The organism is Chachezhania sediminis (assembly GCF_009765275.1).
Lineage (GTDB): Bacteria > Pseudomonadota > Alphaproteobacteria > Rhodobacterales > Rhodobacteraceae > Chachezhania > Chachezhania sediminis.
The window spans coordinates 1-18151 of the sequence record NZ_VOPH01000001.1; the positions used below are offsets into that span (position 1 = coordinate 1).

Annotated in this window: 13 protein-coding genes, 1 tRNA gene and 2 pseudogenes; 11 read left to right on the forward strand and 5 right to left on the reverse strand. The window is 64.7% G+C overall.

Annotated features, from left to right (window positions below; translation table 11 throughout):
• The 3 genes and pseudogenes from FQK05_RS00005 to FQK05_RS00015 form a co-directional block, all read left to right on the forward strand.
• On the forward strand, positions 1-647 hold a 647-nt coding region (locus FQK05_RS00005), incomplete at its 5' end, for an IS110 family RNA-guided transposase (protein WP_158963406.1).
• Positions 648-1586: 939 nt separating this feature from the next.
• Entirely contained in the window at positions 1587-2384 is a 798-nt protein-coding gene (locus tag FQK05_RS25945) for an NAD-binding protein (protein WP_325063851.1), read from the forward strand.
• Positions 2359-2559, forward strand: a pseudogene (locus tag FQK05_RS00015) (IS481 family transposase); the annotation flags it as partial. The gene FQK05_RS25945 and the pseudogene FQK05_RS00015, both read left to right, overlap by 26 nt.
• A gap of 297 nt (positions 2560-2856) precedes the next feature.
• Here FQK05_RS00015 and trpS read toward each other — a convergent pair.
• A complete protein-coding gene (gene trpS, locus FQK05_RS00020) occupies positions 2857-3858 on the reverse strand; it encodes a tryptophan--tRNA ligase (protein ID WP_158963407.1) in 1002 nt (333 codons plus the stop codon).
• A gap of 482 nt (positions 3859-4340) precedes the next feature.
• The gene (locus FQK05_RS00025; RefSeq protein ID WP_233270288.1) at positions 4341-5366 is read right to left on the reverse strand and encodes a helix-turn-helix transcriptional regulator; all 1026 of its coding nucleotides are present in this window, start codon (positions 5364-5366) and stop codon (positions 4341-4343) included.
• An 83-nt stretch (positions 5367-5449) separates the two neighbouring features.
• On the opposite strand from FQK05_RS00025, the gene FQK05_RS00030 reads away from it, so the two are divergent.
• The 3 genes and pseudogenes from FQK05_RS00030 to FQK05_RS00040 all read left to right on the forward strand — a co-directional run.
• On the forward strand, positions 5450-5809 hold the full coding sequence (locus FQK05_RS00030) for a helix-turn-helix domain-containing protein (protein ID WP_158963409.1): 360 nt from the start codon (positions 5450-5452) through the stop codon (positions 5807-5809).
• Between the two features lie 49 nt (positions 5810-5858).
• The gene (locus FQK05_RS00035) at positions 5859-7505 is read left to right on the forward strand and encodes a DUF1254 domain-containing protein (protein ID WP_233270289.1); all 1647 of its coding nucleotides are present in this window, start codon (positions 5859-5861) and stop codon (positions 7503-7505) included.
• Between the two features lie 149 nt (positions 7506-7654).
• A pseudogene (locus FQK05_RS00040) lies at positions 7655-8280 on the forward strand (restriction endonuclease); the annotation flags it as partial.
• Positions 8281-8518: 238 nt separating this feature from the next.
• Here FQK05_RS00040 and FQK05_RS00045 read toward each other — a convergent pair.
• A tRNA-Val gene (locus tag FQK05_RS00045) sits at positions 8519-8594 on the reverse strand.
• Between the two features lie 184 nt (positions 8595-8778).
• On the reverse strand, positions 8779-9891 hold the full coding sequence (locus FQK05_RS00050) for a Ppx/GppA phosphatase family protein (protein ID WP_158963410.1): 1113 nt from the start codon (positions 9889-9891) through the stop codon (positions 8779-8781).
• 330 nt (positions 9892-10221) lie between these two features.
• Between FQK05_RS00050 and FQK05_RS00055 the strand changes: the two genes are divergently transcribed.
• From FQK05_RS00055 to FQK05_RS00075, 5 genes are all read left to right on the forward strand, one after another.
• Positions 10222-10518 carry a virulence factor gene (locus tag FQK05_RS00055; RefSeq protein ID WP_158963411.1) on the forward strand — a complete coding sequence of 99 codons (297 nt, stop codon included), beginning with the start codon at positions 10222-10224 and terminating at the stop codon, positions 10516-10518.
• Between the two features lie 50 nt (positions 10519-10568).
• Positions 10569-11501 carry a methylenetetrahydrofolate reductase gene (locus FQK05_RS00060; RefSeq protein ID WP_158963412.1) on the forward strand — a complete coding sequence of 311 codons (933 nt, stop codon included), beginning with the start codon at positions 10569-10571 and terminating at the stop codon, positions 11499-11501.
• A gap of 91 nt (positions 11502-11592) precedes the next feature.
• Positions 11593-12651: a methyltetrahydrofolate cobalamin methyltransferase gene (locus tag FQK05_RS00065; protein WP_158963414.1), complete on the forward strand. Its 1059-nt coding sequence runs from the start codon at positions 11593-11595 to the stop codon at positions 12649-12651.
• Positions 12652-12827: 176 nt separating this feature from the next.
• A complete protein-coding gene (locus tag FQK05_RS00070) occupies positions 12828-13844 on the forward strand; it encodes a cation transporter (protein ID WP_158963416.1) in 1017 nt (338 codons plus the stop codon).
• A gap of 92 nt (positions 13845-13936) precedes the next feature.
• Entirely contained in the window at positions 13937-15718 is a 1782-nt protein-coding gene (locus FQK05_RS00075; RefSeq protein ID WP_158963418.1) for a gamma-glutamyltransferase family protein, read from the forward strand.
• Positions 15719-15962: 244 nt separating this feature from the next.
• Here FQK05_RS00075 and FQK05_RS00080 read toward each other — a convergent pair whose 3' ends face one another.
• Positions 15963-18017, reverse strand: coding sequence for an ASKHA domain-containing protein (locus tag FQK05_RS00080; RefSeq protein WP_158963420.1), 2055 nt, complete (start codon positions 18015-18017; stop codon positions 15963-15965).
• Positions 18018-18151 lie beyond the last annotated feature (134 nt).

Here is an 18151-nt window from a genome sequence, read left to right on the forward strand (position 1 = left end):
GTGAGCTCGTCGTGCGGCAGAGGACACAGCTGGGGAATATGCTCCGCGGACTGCTGGCGGAGTTCGGGATCACCCTGCCGCAAGGCCTGGAGAAGGCGACGGGCTTTGCTAGGGATGTCCTGGGCGGGTCTGCGCCGGACATCCCCGAGATCGGGCAGGACGTCATCCGCGTCCTGTGCCGGCAGCTCCTGTCGACCGACTATCTCGTGCGTTGGCATGATCTGCGGCTGCAGGCCGTGGCGCGGGCGGACCATCGGATGAAGCTGCTGCAGACCATTCCAGGCGTCGGACCGGTCACGGCCTCGGCGATCGTCGCGACCATCGGCAGCGGCCGTCAGTTCCGCAACGGACGTGAGTTTGCTGCATGGCTGGGGCTGACACCAAGGAACAATTCCAGCGGCGGCAAGGAGAGGCTGGGCAGGATCACGAAGATGGGGGATCAGTACCTCCGAAAACTCCTCGTGGTCGGTATGACCTCCCGCGCCATCCAGGTGAAGGTCCGACCGGACAAGGGGGACCCGTGGCTGAGACAACTGCTGGAGAGAAAGCCCTTCCGACTGGCAACCATCGCTATGGCCAACAAGACGGCCAGGATCATCTGGGCCGTCCTGACACGGGAAGAGGCCTGGTCGCCGCGACCTGCCTGATGCGGCAAGCCCGGCACATAGAATAGCAAGACCGACGATATGATGGAGACACCCACAGCCGCAATCCCGGGAGACCCCGCCGAAAGTCCGGGGCGTAATCGCCCGCATACCTGACAGGGACCCGGGACGCGGAAGCCATCAGGGCCAGCGGCCGAAATGCCGCGCGAACAGGCCGGACACACGACCGCTTCTGAATGGGTGAATTAAAGTCATTTCCCGCTTGCTATGCAGGAGCCATCCACACAGGACCTTCATGGCACCGTGCAGCATGGTCTGGAATACCAAGGTCGGCATTGCGGGACCAAGCGCCACTTGAGGAATGTCGATTCAACATATTGCCATATGGAGCGCTAGCTCTTGTCGTCCGCTTGCGGACCTTGTTCAGTGAACCGGGTCACACTAGCGCCCGCTGTGTCGCGATTAAGAACAGGTGCGGCGGGCCTTGGGGCTTCGGACGGATGGAATGACGATGGACGAGCGCACATGAGCGAGACGGAACGCCCCGCCGCCGGAAAACGGCGCCTGCGCCTGCGCACACTGACCGAATTGCGGATCGCCCAGGCCCGGCTTGCGCAGACGTTGCGCCTGAGCGACTGGTTCCCGCAGGTGCCTCTGGCTATGGCGATCGGGCTGGCGGGGCTCTTGCAGCTGTTGCCGGTTTTCGGCTCGCTCCAGAAGCTGATCGCGATCATCCCGGTGCCCGCGCGTGATCTCAGCGGGATCTCGGATGGTTTCAAGACATTGGCGATCCGCGGCGTGTCGCAGGAGCTCGTTGGCGGCCTGTTGATCCTGCTGTCGGTCGGGCTTTTGTGGCGCTCGCGTCTGGCGTGGGTGCTGACAGTGCTGATGACTGCGGCGTCGCTTGCGCTGCAAATCGCGGTACCGTCGACGGGGAGCAAGGTGCTGATCGGCTACGGCCTGATCCTGCTGGTCTCGCTTATGGCGGCACGAAGCCGCTTTCACCGCGCGAGCCTTGCCATCGGCACCCTGTTCGCGCTGGTGGGCGTGCTGCTGACCATGGGCTATGGCGTGCTTGGCGGCTATGTCCTGGGCAAAGGCTTCACGCCTGCAATCGGCAATTTCAGCGACGCGCTCTATTTCACCGTCGTCACCATGTCGACGGTCGGCTATGGCGACATCACACCCAAGACGCCTGATGCTCGGCTGTTCACTGCCTCGCTGATCGTGCTGGGGCTGGTAGTCTTTGCCACCTCGCTCACCACCATCGCGGGGCCGGTGATTCACAGCCGGATGATAAACCTGCTGCAACCGAGGAGAAGGCGGATGAAACGCTCGAACCATATCATCGTGGCGGGAAATAATCCGCTGGCCCGCAATGTCATCAAGTCGCTTGAAAACCGTGGCATTCAGGTCACCGCGATCTGGAGTGCTGCTCCGCCGGCTGGGGCCGAGGCGCCCGAGGAGCTCATCGTCGGAGACGCGACCGACATGGAGGTGCTCGAAAGCGCCGGAGTCAAGCAGGCGCGCGCGGTGCTCGCACTGCAAGACAGCGATTCCGACAATGCTTTTGTGTCCCTTGCAGCCAAGGACGCCAACCCCGATCTCAAGACACTTCTGGCTGTCAATGACGCCCATAACATGGACCGGATGCGCAGGGTAAAGCCCGATGCGGTGCTCGCCCTGCCGGTGATCGGGGCTGAGCTCGTGGCGATGGCGTTGAGCGGTGAAGAGATCAAAACCGACCACCTGTTGGAACAATTGCTGCGCCTCGGCTGAGCGGATGAACCGAACGATCAAGAAGGCCACCGTCAAGCGTTTCCACTATGAAAGCCACGACCAACTCCGCACCCACGTCGCGGACGTCATCGCTGTCTAAAACTTCGGCCGCAGGTTCAAGACGCTCAGCGGGCTCACGCCCTACGAAGACATCTGCAAAATCTGGACATCATAGCCAGACAGATTCATCATTGATCCGATCCACCAAATGCCGGCACTGAACACCTGGCGCGTTTAGCAACATCAGGCCTAACACGTACTGCGGCTACGTATTATCGCCGGAATGGCAATTAAGGGCTCTCAGCCGCTACGTCGTGACCGGCCCTGACCAGACGTTCGCCTGGACCACCAACGCCGCTGCGCAGCTTCTCCAAACCGGACTTTCACAGGACCGCGCAGCATGGTCCAAGGGCACGAGGTCCACAGTGCGGGACGAAACGGACCTTTATGCGGCTCGCCAGCCCCTGCTCATCTACAACTGGAAAAGACCCAAGGCGCTCAACACATCCCGCTTTGTTGCCTCAGTGCGCTCGCGCGCCCGTGCCGTGCCTTCTTTGATTACCTCAAGAATGTAGCCTCGGTCTTCGGCGAGCTGTGCCCTACGCTGGCGAATTGGGGCTATGAACTCCTGAAGGATCGCTTCCAGACGCGCCTTGATCTTGCCATCGCCAAGCCCGCCGCGCTGATAATGTGCCTTGAGCTCGGCAAGCTCGTCCTGGTTCTGATCGAAGGCGTCAAGGTAGGTGAAGACGACATTGCCCTCAATGCAGCCCGGGTCTTCAACGCGAAGGTGGTTCGGATCGGTGAACATCGCCCTAACAGCGCTTCGGATTTGCTCCGACGACGCGGACAAAGCGATGGCGTTGCCGCCGGATTTCGACATCTTGGCCTTGCCGTCGATACCGGGCAACCGGCCCGCCTTTGGGATGATCGCCCGCGCCTCGGGCAGCACGGTGCTGCCTGCTGTTGCGTTGATGCGCCGCACGATCTCGTTCGTTTGCTCGATCAGCGGGGCCTGATCCTCGCCGACCGGCACGATGGTCGCCCTGAAGGCCGTGATATCCGCCGCCTGCGCCGCCGGGTAGCACAGAAATCCGGCGGGAATATCGCGCCCGAACCCGCGCGCACGGATCTCGTCTTTGATCGTCGGATTCCGTTCCAGCCGCGCGACCGTGACAAAGTTCAGGTAGAGCATCGACAATTCGGCCAGCGCCGGCAGGTGCGATTGCAGACAGATGGTCGTGCGCGCGGGATCAATGCCCACGGCAAGATAATCCAGTGCGACCTCGATCACGCTGCGCCGCACCTTCTCCGGATCATGAGCATTGTCGGTTAGGGCCTGAGTATCCGCCAGCAACAGGAATTGTTCATGGCTGTCCTGATAGCGCAGCCTGTTTGCAAGCGAGCCTGCATAATGCCCGATGTGAAGCGGCCCCGTTGTGCGGTCGCCGGTCAGAATGGTTGGTCTGTTCATTTGCGTCTTCCCCTGAAACGAGAGGCGGCGCATCGGGAAGCTCGGAAAACAAAAGGCCACCCATGCGGCGGCCTCGGAATGCGTTTGGTCATCCGGCCACCCTGTCAGGAGGCCAGCCACCAATTCATTGCGGTGATGATCGTGTTTTCCATGGAATACTAGCTATCGCCGGGAAGATCGCGCGTCAAACAAATGGTAGTAAGGGCTCGAAGCGGCCATGCGGCGGCGCGGCGGCCGACTCGCCCTGGTGAGACGGTCTGCCCGGCGGACACGGCCCTTTGCGCATGGGGCGGATGGCTCCCGCTCCCGGCGTCGCAATGCGCCATACTGCAGGTGTCAGAATCTGCGATCGAGAGGAGCCAACCCATGCAAGTTATCACTGTCGGCCTCGACCTGGCCAAGAACATCTTTCATGTCCGCGGAGTTACCGAGACCGGAGAGGTCGCCTTCAGAGACACAGGCGATGGGCTCCAAACACGGGATCATCCGGTTGCGGGAAGTGACTTTCGGAAAAGCGTGGGCGAAACCCCGGAATGCCGGCGGAATGCGCGGGCGAAATGCTGCGGGTTTTCGTATCCCACTGCCATCGCGATGTCGATGATCCTGACCGATCGATCGACAAGCATCTCACGCGCGAGATCGAACCTGGCGTCCTGCACAATCTCTGAATAGCTCTGGCCACATTCGCGGATCCGGCGCTGCAGGGTTCGTTCGCTCATTCGGAAGGTCTCTGCCATCTGTGGCAGGGAGGGATAACCGTCAGCCAGATAGGGCCGGATGACCGCCCTGAGTGCCGCGACCGTGTTCCAGCGGAACGGGTCCTCTTCCGGAAGGGTATCGGCCGCCAGGACTGACCGGGCAGCCACATCACCGCCACATGACACACCGCGCCTGGCAAGGACATCGCCATCGACAAGGATGGACGTACAGGGCTGCCCCATCCGGAAATGCGTGTTCGGAAATGCCTCCTGTACCGCGGGCGGCAGGCGATGGCGGGAAACGAATGTCATCTCTTTCGGACACCAGCGTGGACCTGCCACGCTTCGGATAATCGAGATCAGGGCATGGAGGTCGATCCATTCACCAATTGCGATGGATGGATCGGCGGTGAACCCTGCCATGGTGCTGATCACCCGTATCCGATCCCCCTCGGCCTGCATTCGGAGGGACAGAACGTTGTCCTCAAGTGCGGCGTATCGGGTGAGTGCCTGAAGACGCGCTATCCCGGTGGGCGCGGCGAGGATCGCGCGATGAACAGGCGCGCCGAGGGACGCCAGAGATTCGCGCCTTGCGGACCGGAACCCGAATTCCATGAGTTCGACATCGCGACTGCAACTGCCTAGCCACTCAAGGCAATGCGCGAAACTCACATAGGTATCCGGTTCCTCCAGCGCCTTTCCAGGGAGACGCGACCGGGCCCATGCCTTTTCCACCGGCACGCCGATTTCCCTGAGTTCGTCGATGTACACCTGCAAATGCGCGGCACGGACGATTGCGACTTCTGCCATCTCATCACTCCTGTTGGCGCGAAAAGGGCGGATTGGGCCGTCAATTTTTGCCATGCTACGAGTCTTCCGACAGGTTTAGCCACATGATCCTTGATGACAAAGGTCTTTCCATCGATCCCGCACGGGTCCGGGCCCTGGCGCGGGATCTTGTGCTGACAGGCCCGGTAACCGTCGAAGACCTTGCGAACCGCCTCGGCACCAGCACACGGACGCTGCAGCGTCACCTGGCGTGTCAGGGCATCAGCCTGCGCGGGCTGGTTCTGGAGAGCCGGATGGACGCCGCCTGCGTGCTGCTGCGCAAGACCGAGCTTGACGTGCAGGAGATCGCAGGTCGCGTCGGCTACAGCACCCCCAGCAGCTTTGCCCGTGCCTTCGCACGCTGGACCGGAAGTTCGCCACGCACCTACCGGAAGGCCGCAGAGCGAGGCGGCAATCAAGGTTGAGATGTGGCGTAAGATGGGCAGAACGGCTGTCCCGAGGGGTGTAGCATCAATGCCGATGTGGGCGCAGCGGGCGTTCGTGCATCCAACCAGGAGACCAACGATGATCCGGCGACCTCTTTTGAGCGGCCTCGTCCTTGCGGCATGCGCCAGCGCGGGCTGGGCCGACATACCGAAGGCGGTGACGACACCTGACGTGGTAAAGACCTCCCACGGTACGTTCGAGTTCAGGGACGGCGTGCCGACAGAAGCGACGGCGCAGGCGCTCTATGATCAGCACGACTTCACATTCGCCTACCGCGCCTATCTCGACACGATGCGCGGCGTCAGCATCCGCGCGCTGCGCCGCGGCATGGAAGACATGGGCGTCAGGAAGAACGAGGTCATGGTCTTCTCTGAGTTGATGGATTCGAAGTCGCTGTTCCTGACCCCGAACGCCGATACAATCTATGTCATGGGCTGGATCGACCTCACCGACGGCCCGGTCGTGCTCGAATCTCCGCCCGGCTTCCTTGGCATCGTGCAGGACGCCTGGTTTCACTGGGTGACCGATATGGGCGCCCCGGGGCCCGACCGCGGTGTTGGCGGCAAGTACCTTATCGTCCCGCCCGGCTATGACGGCGCATTGCCCGAAGGAGGCTACTTCACCGCCCATGCGAAGACGACCGGCATCCTTTGGTTCGGCCGCTCTTTTCTCAAGGACGGAAGCGATCCGAAGCCTTCGGTCGACGTGATCAAGGCGCATACCAGGGTCTATCCCTATGTCCCGGGCGGGTACGGCACCTCGATCGCGGAATTCCTCACCGGCGACGCGCATCTGGGCAAGATCACCGAGCCGCCGGAGACGGTCTTTCACGAGGGCACCGGCAAGGTGATGAACACGCTCCCGCCGAGCGATTACAGCTATTTCGAGCTTCTGAACCAGGTCGTGCAGGAGGAACCCGCAACTTCACTTGATGTCGAGCTGATGGGGCCTCTTGCGTCCCTCGGCATCGTGAAGGGCAAGCCGTTCGCGCCGGACGAGCGCCTGAAAGGGATCATGACTGACGCGGTCGCGGTGGCGAACGCCGCCTCGCGCAACCTTCTGATGAACCCGCGGGACCCCGACTGGTTCTATTATCCGGACTCGTCCTGGTTCAACATGCTGTTCGAAAGTGGCTACGAGTTCGAGACGCCGATCCCCGAGATCACGCAGGACGGCGCCAAACCGTTCCCGCCGACCGGTTACCGGCAGATGGACGCGCGCACGGCCTTCTTCTACGGCATCACCGGGATCACGCCGGCGATGGCGATGCGGCTGACTGGGGTCGGCTCGCAGTACCTCATAGCGGCGCGCGACGCGGACAAGGCATACTTCGACGGGTCGAAGACCTACAAGGTCACGCTGCCGAAGGGCATCCCGGAGGCGAATTTCTGGTCACTGACGGTCTATGACAACCAGACCCGTTCGATGCTCGACACACCCCAGCGTTACCCACGTGCGGGCAGCCAGAGCTATCCGACGCCCGCGGCGGAGGCGAGTGCAGACGGTACGACCACGATCTGGTTCTCTCCGACCCAACCCGAGGGGGTCGGCCGGGGCAACTGGATCCAGACAGTCCCGGACAAGGGCTGGTTCATTGCGCTCCGCCTCTACAGTCCGCTCGAACCGTTCTTTGACAAGAGCTGGCGTATCGGCGAGATCGAACGCGTCGAATGAAACCAACGGCGAAGCGGCACACAGTCGCTTCGCCATGCATCGGGTTTCCTGACGATGAGGCTCGGCATGCATAAGGCAGGAGCCCGAGCGTGCAACGAGATCCTGCGGACGTCAAAGCATCTTGCGCCCAACGTCCGCTTGTGCCAGCGGTCGGCTTCGTCGAAACCTTCCTGACTTCTGATCGCCTCGAGATCCCGTCGCTGTTTCACTCCGATCCTCTTCGGCGGCGTATCCTCATCGCGCTGAACATCGATCTCGTGGTTCAGCACGTGTTGCGCAATGTCACCCAGCAGAACAGGGAATCCCTGACGCCGGTACACGACGGGGAAAACCCGATCGGTGCAACCGGCCAGATGCGCACCTGGTACACGACCAAGCCGTGCTTCCCCACGATCAAGTCGCATATCAGCCATGTGGTGGGAGATTCCGCCTGGGAGGGCCACGCCACCAACGTTTTCGAACAGCGCGCAGACGTTCGTGCCTATGCCAAGAACGATCATCTCGGTTTCCAGATCTACTACATGTGGGCGGCGTCGCGGCGTCGTTACCTCCCGGACTTCCTGGTGCGCCTTGCCGGGGGTACGATCCTAGCGCTTGAATCAAGGGCACCGACAGCCCTCAGAACAAGGCCAAGCGGGACGCGCTGAATGAATGGGTGCATGCGATCAATTCAGCAGGTGGTTTCGAACGCTGGGCTTGGGATGTCGCGTTCCAACCAGCCGAGGTGCAGGACATCATCTCGAAACATGCAGCCGTTGCCGAACCCGTAACTTAGCCGAGCGAGGGCTGAACGCTGAAACCTGCTGTCGCACTTTGCCGATCTCGATTTCGAAGCCCCGATTCTTCCGCGTGTTGTCGTTGCCCCCGATTCCGACTGCCTCTGCCAGTTCAGCCTGGGACATCTGGGAACCGCAGGCGAACGCGCTGGATGGGACGCGGACGCGCGAAGGCGACAGCCAGGTTCAATGAACTGCCGCGCACTTCGCACTTTTTCCGTAAGGCATTGAAAAATATGGTGGGCGATGACGGGCTCGAACCGCCGACATCTTCGGTGTAAACGAAGCGCTCTACCAACTGAGCTAATCGCCCGCGACGGACGCCATAGCGCGAATTGCCGGTCCATTTCAATGCCCAAAGCGCAGACCAAGGGCCACCCTTCCACCAATCCGGATCGGCGCCCCCGACTTCTTTGGTCTTCAAATACCTCGGGGGAGTCGCGCCAAAGGCGCGGCGGGGGCAGGGCCCCCGAAAACCTTTAACGAAGGCGCAACCCTCAGAAGGGTCCGTCCTCCAGTACCCCGTCTGCGCTCATCTGCGCATAAAGCAGTCCTTCCCGCAGACCGCGATCCGCAACGGACAGGCGGTCCGTGGGCCAGATCCGCAGCAGCGCCTGCAGGATCGCCGATCCCGACATGATCAGCGCATGACGGTCCTCGCCGATCCTGGGATCCGACCGCCGCCCCTGGGGCCCCATGTCGAGGTAGCCCCGGATCACCCGGTCGATCTGGTCCGACGTCATCCGCAGCCCGTCCACCTTGGTCCGGTCGTATCGCGAAAGGCCCAGATGCGACGCCGCAACGGTGGTGACGGTGCCCGAAGTGCCGACGATCTGGAACCGTTCCCGCGCATGGTCCCGCCGGTAGGGAGAGAAGGTGGCCAGGTTCTCTTCGAAGAACCAGCTCATCAGCGCGAAACGGGCAGCATCGTCCTGCACGTCCTGGAACTGGTCGCGCAGCGTGGCAACCCCCAGCGGCACGGAAATCCAGTCGACCACCTTCGCTGCCGGGAACGGGCTTTCCGGCGGGTGGAACCCGGCGTGCAGCCGCATGATCGCCCGGGGCCGGTCCCGGTGGGGGACCGAAGTGATGTCGATCCACACCAGTTCGGTCGATCCGCCGCCGATATCGACGACCAGCAGATGATCGGTCTTGGTCGACACCAGCGGGGCACAGGAGATGACGGCCAGCCGGGCCTCTTCCTCGGGTTCGATGATCTCCAGGTTCAGGCCGGTCTCGCGCCGGACCTGGGCGATGAAGTCGCGGGCGTTGCGGGCGCGCCGGCAAGCCTCGGTCGCGACCAGCCGCATGCGGCGGACGCGGTTTCGCTTCAGCTTCTGCTGGCAGATCCGCAAAGCCTGGATGGTGCGCGCCATCGACGACCGCGACAGGCGGCCGGTATGTTCAAGCCCGGCCCCCAACTGGACCGACTTGCTGAAACTGTCGACGACGTGAAAGCCGCTGCCCTTGGGCTGGGCAATCAGCATCCGACAGCTGTTCGTTCCCAGATCCAGGGCCGCATAGAGTTCGGCCGGATCTGGCGGAGCGGGCGCCGGCTGCTCGACCACCTTGGGGAGCAGACCCGCGCCGCTTGGACGCCTGGGCGCCATGACCACGCCCTCCGGAATATCGAGTTAACTCTCAAGCTAGGCGGAAAGCCGGCCGCCCGCAAGGGAGATGGGGGCGGGCGCCGGGCGCGACGTCGGGCAACCTTGTGGAAAGATGCCCCGGTCGGACTGGCCGCGCCCCGGCCCGACGATCTGCATCACGAACTCCACGAGCATTTCAGGAACAGCCAGGTGCACGGGGGCGGTGGCGGTTTCGCCCTGTCGCGTCTAGGGTCGCTGCGCATCTGCGGAATGTCGAAAACAGCCCGCAGGTCGGATTCGGATTGGCATAGACCTGAAAACTCAGGTCAGGCCGCAAAGAGGGAATCGGTCATGCCCGAAGTCACCATCGTCTACTGGCGCGACATCCCCGCCCAGGTCATCGTCGGCAAGGGCCGCCGGGGCACCAAGAAGGTGCTGCCGGAACGGTTCGAGCAGGCCATCGACCGGGCCGCGATGAAGGCAGGGGCGCGGGATACCGATGCCTATCTGGCCGACTGGCGCAAGGCGCCCGGTCCCGCGGCAGAGGGCGACCCGGCCGAGGTGGCAGAAGCGGCAGCCGCACGACTGGACGCGGAATACGGTCCCGAACGGATCCGGACCCTGATCGACAATGGCGGATGGGCGTGAGCCCGGGTGACAGCGCGGGCAAGGGCCCGCACCGGTTATGGGAGACGGCAATGGCCCTTCTGAACTTCAAGCGGCGCGACGCAGGCAATGAACCGGGCATTCCCGGCAATCCGGACGTCGAACGCTTCCTGCAGGGCTATTCCATCGAGGTGATGCCCCGCACCGCCGAGAAGGTGGAGAGCTTCGCCGACATCCTGCCAGCCGGCACCCGGGTCTACATCGCCCATATCGCCGGCACCCCGATCGAGGACATGGTCGCCACCGCGCGCCGGATCTCGGCCGAGGGCTTTTCCGTCATGCCGCATTTCCCGGCCCGGATCATCGCCGACAAGGCGACGCTGGCCGACTGGCTGGCCCGCTATCAGGGCGAGGCCGGGGTGGAACAGGGTCTCTTGCTGGCGGGCGGCGTGGCCGACCCGGTGGGCGAGTTCGACAGCTCCATGCAACTGATGGAAACGGGGCTCTTCGACAAGGCGGGCTTCAAGCGTCTGCACGTGGCCGGTCACCCGGAAGGCAACCGCGACATCGACCCCGACGGCGGCCGCCGCAACGTCGACGCGGCGCTGCAATGGAAACAGGGCTTTTCCGAACGCACCGACGCCGAAATGGCCATCGCCACCCAGTTCGCCTTCGAGGCAGAGCCGATCATCGAATGGGCGGATGCGCTGAAGGCCGCCGGCATCACCATCCCGATCCATATAGGCATCGCGGGCCCCGCCAAGCTGCAGACGCTGATCAAGTTCGCCATCGCCTGCGGTGTCGGTCCGTCGCTGAAGGTCCTGCAGAAGCGCGCCATGGACGTGACCAAGCTGATGCTGCCCTATGAACCCACCGAGGTGATCGCGAAACTGGCCGCCCACAAGGCCGCGAACCCCGACTTCAATATCGAACGGGTGCATTTCTTCCCGCTGGGCGGTATCAAGACCAATGCCACCTGGGCCACCGAAAACGGTGGTGCGGCGGCGAAACCGGTCAACGGCTGACCACAGTCGGTGCAGGTCCCGCGCGCTGTCGGGCGCGGGGTGGCCCGCCGGTTCAACGGAACTCTCGAAAGACGACCCTGAAAGGGCTGACATGACCCGCACCGTGCTGGAAAGCAAATCCAAGACCGCCATCATCGGCTTCGATCAACCCTTCTGCGTGATCGGCGAGCGGATCAATCCGACCGGCCGCAAGAAACTGGCGGCCGAGCTGGAGGCCGGCGATTTCTCGACCGTCGAGAAGGACGCGCTGGCCCAGGTCGCGGCCGGGGCCACCGTGCTCGATATCAACGCGGGCGTCGTCTACAATTCGAACCCCAACCCGAACGAGACCGAACCGCCACTGATGCGCAAGATCGTCGAGCTGGTGCAGGGGCTGGTGGACGTGCCGCTTTGCATCGACAGCTCGGTTCCCGGGGCGCTGGAGGCGGGGCTGGAGATCTGCGAGGGCCGGCCCCTGGTGAATTCCGTCACGGGCGAGGAGGAACGGATGGAATTCGTCCTGCCGCTGGTCAAGAAGTACAACGTGCCGGTGGTGGCGATTTCGAACGACGACACCGGCATTTCCGAAGATCCGGACGTGCGCTTTGCCGTCGCCAAGCGGATCGTGGAACGGGCCGCGGATTACGGCATTCCGGCCCATGACATCGTGGTCGATCCGCTGGTGATGCCGGTGGGTGCCATGGGCACTGCCGGTGTGCAGGTCTTCACCCTGGTCCGGCGCCTGCGCGAGGAACTGGGCGTGAACACGACCTGCGGGGCGTCCAACATCTCGTTCGGACTGCCGAACCGGCACGGGATCAACAATGCCTTCCTGCCGATGGCGATGGGTGCGGGCATGACCTCTGCCATCATGAACCCGGTGGCGCTGCCGGTCACACAGGCCAAGATCGCCGAAAAGAAAGCAGAGCTGGAAGCGTTGGGGATCTCGGTCCCGGAAGGGATCGACGACGAAACCTTCGTGACCGTCTTCGGCATGGGATCGACCCAGTCGCGCCCGGGCAAGGAAATGGAGGCGATCCGCGCCGCCAATTTCCTGTCGAACCACGATCCCCACGGTGCCAACTGGATCGCCTTCAACAAGCCCCCGGGCGAGGCCGGAGAGGGACGCCGCGGCGGGCGGGGCGGCGGCGGACGTCGGCGCCGCGGCTGAGCTTTTGCCGGGTCCAGGGCCCTTTGAACGGGCCCTGGCAAGAGCATTCGAAATGCACTTCGCAAGCCGCTTGACGGCGGCTTCGCGTTCGGGCCGCGGCCCGAAGTCCCTTCGCGTTGTGGCCCCGTCCGGTCTATCCTGCCGGGACCAGTGACGCAGCGCCGAAGGATTCCCCCATGACTGACACTGCCGACGGCCCGCGGATCGAGCGCCGTGCGCTTGTCCTTGCGATGTGGGGCAATCTCTTCATGGGTGTGACCGGCGTCCTGTGCGCGATCCTTTCCCATTCCAACGCGATCCTGGTCGACGGCCTGTTCTCGACCATCGGCTTCACCGCCGCCATCGCCGGGCGCCGCATCTCGGCCCGGGCCGAGGACGGGCCCGACCGTCTGCGCCCCTTCGGCTATGCCGCGGACGAGGCGATCTTCACCACCTTCCGCGCGCTTTCGCTTCTGGGGCTGATGCTTTTCGCCATGGCCTCGGCGTTGTCCAACATCTGGTCCTATCTCCGCGGCCACCCGCCCGAGGAACTGGTTTTCGGCATCGTTGTCGTCTACTTCGTCGTCATCGGTGCGACTTGCCTCGCGCTCTGGTATTCCCACCGCAAGTCCTGGATCGCCGGCGGCCGGCGCAGCGAAATCCTGAGGATGGAAGCCAACGGCGCCGCCTTCGACGGAATCCTGACCGCCGCCGCAGGTATGGGCCTGGCAGTGGTGCACGTGTTCCGGAACGGGATCCTGGCGCCCGTGGCCCCGGTGGGCGACTCGATCATCGTGCTGGTCCTCTGTGCGGCCGTCGTCGGCCGCTATGTCTTCGACTTCCGCGCGGGGCTGAAGGAACTGGCCGGCGTCACCGCAGGCCCGGCCGAGGTCGCGCTGGTCCGCCGCGCCCTGCGGCCCCTGCTGGTCGCGGATGGCGGGCGGCTGGTCGACATGTCCGTCAGCAAGCTGGGCCGCAGCTACATGGTCGCCGCCTATTACAATCCGCGCCGAAAGATGACAGCCGCCGAAGTCGACACCCTGGCCCTGGCGCTGGACAGGGCGGCGCAGGACGTTCTGCGCGGGTCGATGGTGATCCTGATCGTCACCGAATACGGCCGCGCCTGGCCCGAGGCCCTGGTCCGCGATTTCCGCACGCCCACCAGCCTGGACGACCCCGAGGATTTCACCCCGTCGCCCGACGCGCCCGACTGACACCGTTCCGGGCGGTCCCGCTCTGGCCTCCGGGCCGCCCTCCGTGCCATGTTCGCGCCGAAAACGCACGAACCGCAGGAAGGCATCCGCCCATGAGCTTCACCACCAGACCCGAGATCCAGGGCACCTTCGGTGTCGTCACCTCGACCCACTGGATTGCCAGCGCGGTCGGGATGGCCATGCTGGAACGCGGCGGCAATGCCTTCGACGCCGCTGTCGCCGCCGGTTTCGTCCTGCAGGTGGTCGAGCCGCACCTGAACGGCCCCGCCGGAGAATTCCCCGCCATATTCCGTTCGGCCGCCACGGGTCAGACCCAGGTGCTGTGCGCCCAAGGCACTGCCCCGGCCGGCGCCACCATCGACCATTACCGCGGGCAGGGCCTGTCGCAAATCCCGGGCTCTGGCATGCTGGCGACCGTCACCCCCGGCGCCTTCGACGGCTGGATGATGCTGCTGCGTGACCACGGCACAATGCCGCTTCGGACGGTTCTGGAACCCGCGATCCACTATGCCCGCGCCGGCCATCCGATCCTGACGCGGGCCGCGGCGACCATCGCGGGCCTGGCGGACTTCTATACAACCCACTGGCCCACCTCTGCCGCAACCTGGATGCCCGGCGGCCATGCGCCCGCGGGCGGGGCGCTGTTTGCCAACCCGGTCCTGGCCGACACCTGGGACCGGATCCTGACCGAGGCCGAAGCGGTCCCCGGCCGCGACGCCCAGATCGAGGCCGCCCGCCGTGCGTGGTCGCAGGGTTTCGTGGCCGAGGCTGTCGATGCCTTCGTCCGCCGGACCGAAGTCATGGATGCATCGGGCGCGCCGCACCGGGGCGTGCTGACGGCCGACGACATGGCCGGCTGGCAGGCCAGTTACGAGGCGCCCCTGTCGGGCGACTATCGCTGCTGGCAGGTCCTGAAGACGGGGCCCTGGGGGCAGGGGCCTGTCCTGCTGCAAAGCCTGGCGCTGCTGGAAGGCTTCGACCTGGGCGCGATGGATCCGGACGGGGCCGCGTTCATCCACCTGGTGATCGAGGCGCAGAAACTCGCCTTCGCGGATCGCGAGGCCTATTATGGGGATCCCGCCTTCGTCGACGTGCCGCTGGACACGCTGCTGTCAGCGGCGAACACCACCGCCCGGCAGACCCAGATCGGCGCCATTGCCTCGATGGAGCAACGGCCCAGCCTGCTGGACGGCTACGAGGCGCTGACCCGGGGTGTGGTGGACCGTGCCGTGCGCCTGACCGGCGACCGCGACGCGGCCGAGCCCACGATGGCCCACCTGTCGGAAAAGCGGGGGGATACGGTCCATCTGGACGTGATCGACAAGCTGGGTAACATGATCTCTGTTACGCCGTCGGGCGGCTGGCTGCAATCCAGTCCTGTGATCCCTGAACTTGGCTTCTGCCTGAATTCCCGTGCACAGATGTTCTGGCTGGAGGACGGGCTGAACCAGTCCCTGCGTCCCGGCGCGCGGCCGCGAACGACGCTGACCCCCAGCCTGGCCTTCGGGCCGGAAGGGCAGGCGCTGGCCTTCGGCACCCCGGGCGGCGATCAGCAGGACCAGTGGCAGCTTGTCTGGTTCCTGCACCACGTCCACCACGGCATGAACCTGCAGGAGGCGATCGACGCCCCACTGTTCCATTCACAGCATTTCACCGGATCTTTCTACCCGCGATCCGCCCTGCCGGGGCAGATGATGATCGAGGAAAGTGTCGGCGCCTCGGTCATTTCCGAACTTCGGGCCCGGGGTCATGTGGTAAATGTCACCCCGGAATGGACGGCCGGCCGCTTGACGGCAGCTTCCATCTCGCCGGACGGCATCCTGCGTGCAGCGGCCACCCCGCGGCTGATGCAGGCCTATGCAGTGGGGCGGTGATCCGGCGCTGCGGCGGTCACCAAGGTTTCGTTTCGGCTGAACGTTGCGGCGTTGGAGGGAAGGCCGTTTGAACGGCCTTGCCCCGGACAGGACGTCAGGCGCGGAATCATGGATCAAGGCCCTTTGGCCCGCGGCAGCGTAGCGCCCATCCAGGTCGTCGGGAGGTGGCGAACGCTACGGCCCACGGCAAGGCCCTTTGAAAGGGCCTTGCCGTGGGCGGGACGTCGAGCGCCGGTCGAAACCGTCAGCTGCGCCGACGGCGGCGGCGACCGCTGCCATCCTCGCCCGAGCCATGGGTATTGAAGGACACGTCCGGCAGCGACACGATCTTCGACAGTTCCGGAAAGGGATCGGTCTTGTGCGGGATCGCGTTGGCGGCCACGAAATGGTCCTGAAACTTGGGCTCGATCGCCGTTTCGACCTTGGTGATCTGGCGCACGGTCGCCTCGATCTCGGCCCTGGCGTCGATATTGCACAGCGCGATCCGCGCGCCGGTCCCTGCGGCGTTCCCGGCCGAGGTCACCTTGTCCAGCGGCACGTCCGGGATCATGCCCAGTACCATCGCGTGCTTGGGCGAAATATGCGCGCCGAAGGCTCCGGCCAGCACCACGCGGTCGACCTTGTCGACGTTCCGCTCATCCATCAAAAGCCGTGCCCCGGCATAAAGTGCCGACTTGGCCAGCTGGATCGCCCTTATGTCGCCTTGGGTGACCGAAATCAGCGGTCCTCCGGCCTCGGTCCCGTCCCAGATGACATAGGCCTGCGTGCGCCCGTCCGGGATGCAGCGCGGGGTCCCGGTCTGCGCGGCAGAGCCGATCAGGCCGGACCCGTCCAGAAGGCCGGCCATCCGCATCTCGGCCACCGCCTCGATGATGCCGGACCCGCAGATGCCGGTGATCCCGGTCTTGCCGGCCGCCTCGGTAAATCCGTCCTCGTCCGACCACAGGTCGACCCCGATCACGCGGAAGCGGGGTTCCTTCGTCGCCGGGTCGATCTCGATCCTCTCGATGGCGCCGGGGGCGGCCCGCTGGCCGGAACTGATCTGCGCGCCCTCGAAGGCCGGCCCGGTGGGCGAGGAGCAGGCCAGCACGCGGCTGGTATCGCCCAGCAGGATTTCCGCATTGGTGCCCACATCGACGACCAGCACCAGGTCTTGCGACCGGCCGGGCTGTTCCGACAGCGCCACGGCCGCAGCATCGGCGCCGACATGGCCGGCGATACAGGGCAGGACATAGATCCGTGCGCGCGGGTTCAGGCCCCGAAGCCCCAGATCCGACGCGGCCAGCGTTATGGCGTTCGAGGTCACCAGCGCAAAGGGTGCCTGGCCCAGTTCCACGGGATCGAAGCCCAGCAGCAGGTGATGCATCACGGGGTTGCAGACAAAGACTGTCTCGACGATCCGCTCCGCCTCGATGCCCGCCTCGGCGGCCAGTTTCCCGGCCAGTTGCCCGATGGCTTCGCGCACGGCCGCCGTCATCTCGGCATCGCCGCCGGGGTTCATCATGGCATAGGAGACCCGGCTCATCAGGTCCTCGCCAAAGCGGATCTGCGGGTTCATCGCCCCGGCCGAGGCGGTGACGGCTCCCGTCGCAAGGTCCGTCAGATGCGCCGCGATGGTGGTGGATCCCAGGTCGATCGCCAGCCCGTAGAGCGGCCCTTCCTGCAGTCCCGGCCAGATCTCTACGATCCGCGGTGAGGCGCCTGTGTGATCGTGGTAAAGCGCCACGGTCACCTGCCAGCTACCCTTGCGCAAGACAGGTTGCAGCCGCGCCAGCAGCGACAGATCGGCGGTGACGCCCTCGACCTGCCATTGCTCTTTCAGCGCGCGGGCCAGCCGTTCGAAATCGCCGCTGGGCACGTGCATGTCGGGTTCTTCGACCTCGACCAGAACCAGCCGCGTGGCGGGGTTCATGGCGATATCGCGCATGGTGGCGGCCTTGCGGACGACCTGCTTGTGAACCTGGCTTTCGGGCGGCACGTCGATGACGATATCGCCCTGGATCTGCGCCTGGCAGCCCAGGCGGCGCCCCTTGGGCAGGCCGCGGATCCGGTCGTACCGCTCCTCGACCGCGTTCCATTCCGACAGCGCATCCGCGCCCGCATGGACCCCGTGCTTGGCGAAATCGCCATAGGCCGGTGCCACCTGGCACTTGGAACAGATCCCGCGTCCGCCGCAGACCGAATCCAGGTCGACGCCCAACTTCCGCGCGGCCGCCAGCACCGGCGTGCCGCGCGCGACGCGCCCGCGCTTGCCCGAGGGCGTGAAGACGACAAGGGGATCGGTGGTCGCGTCGGTCATGATGTGGCCTTCGTTACAGTTTGGCGCGCAGGATAGAGCTTCTCCGGCCCGAAGAAAGGGCGGCGGAACGGAAAAGGACTCATGTCGATCTGCCTATCCCGTTCCACCGCACAGGCTGTTCCCGCGGCGACCTG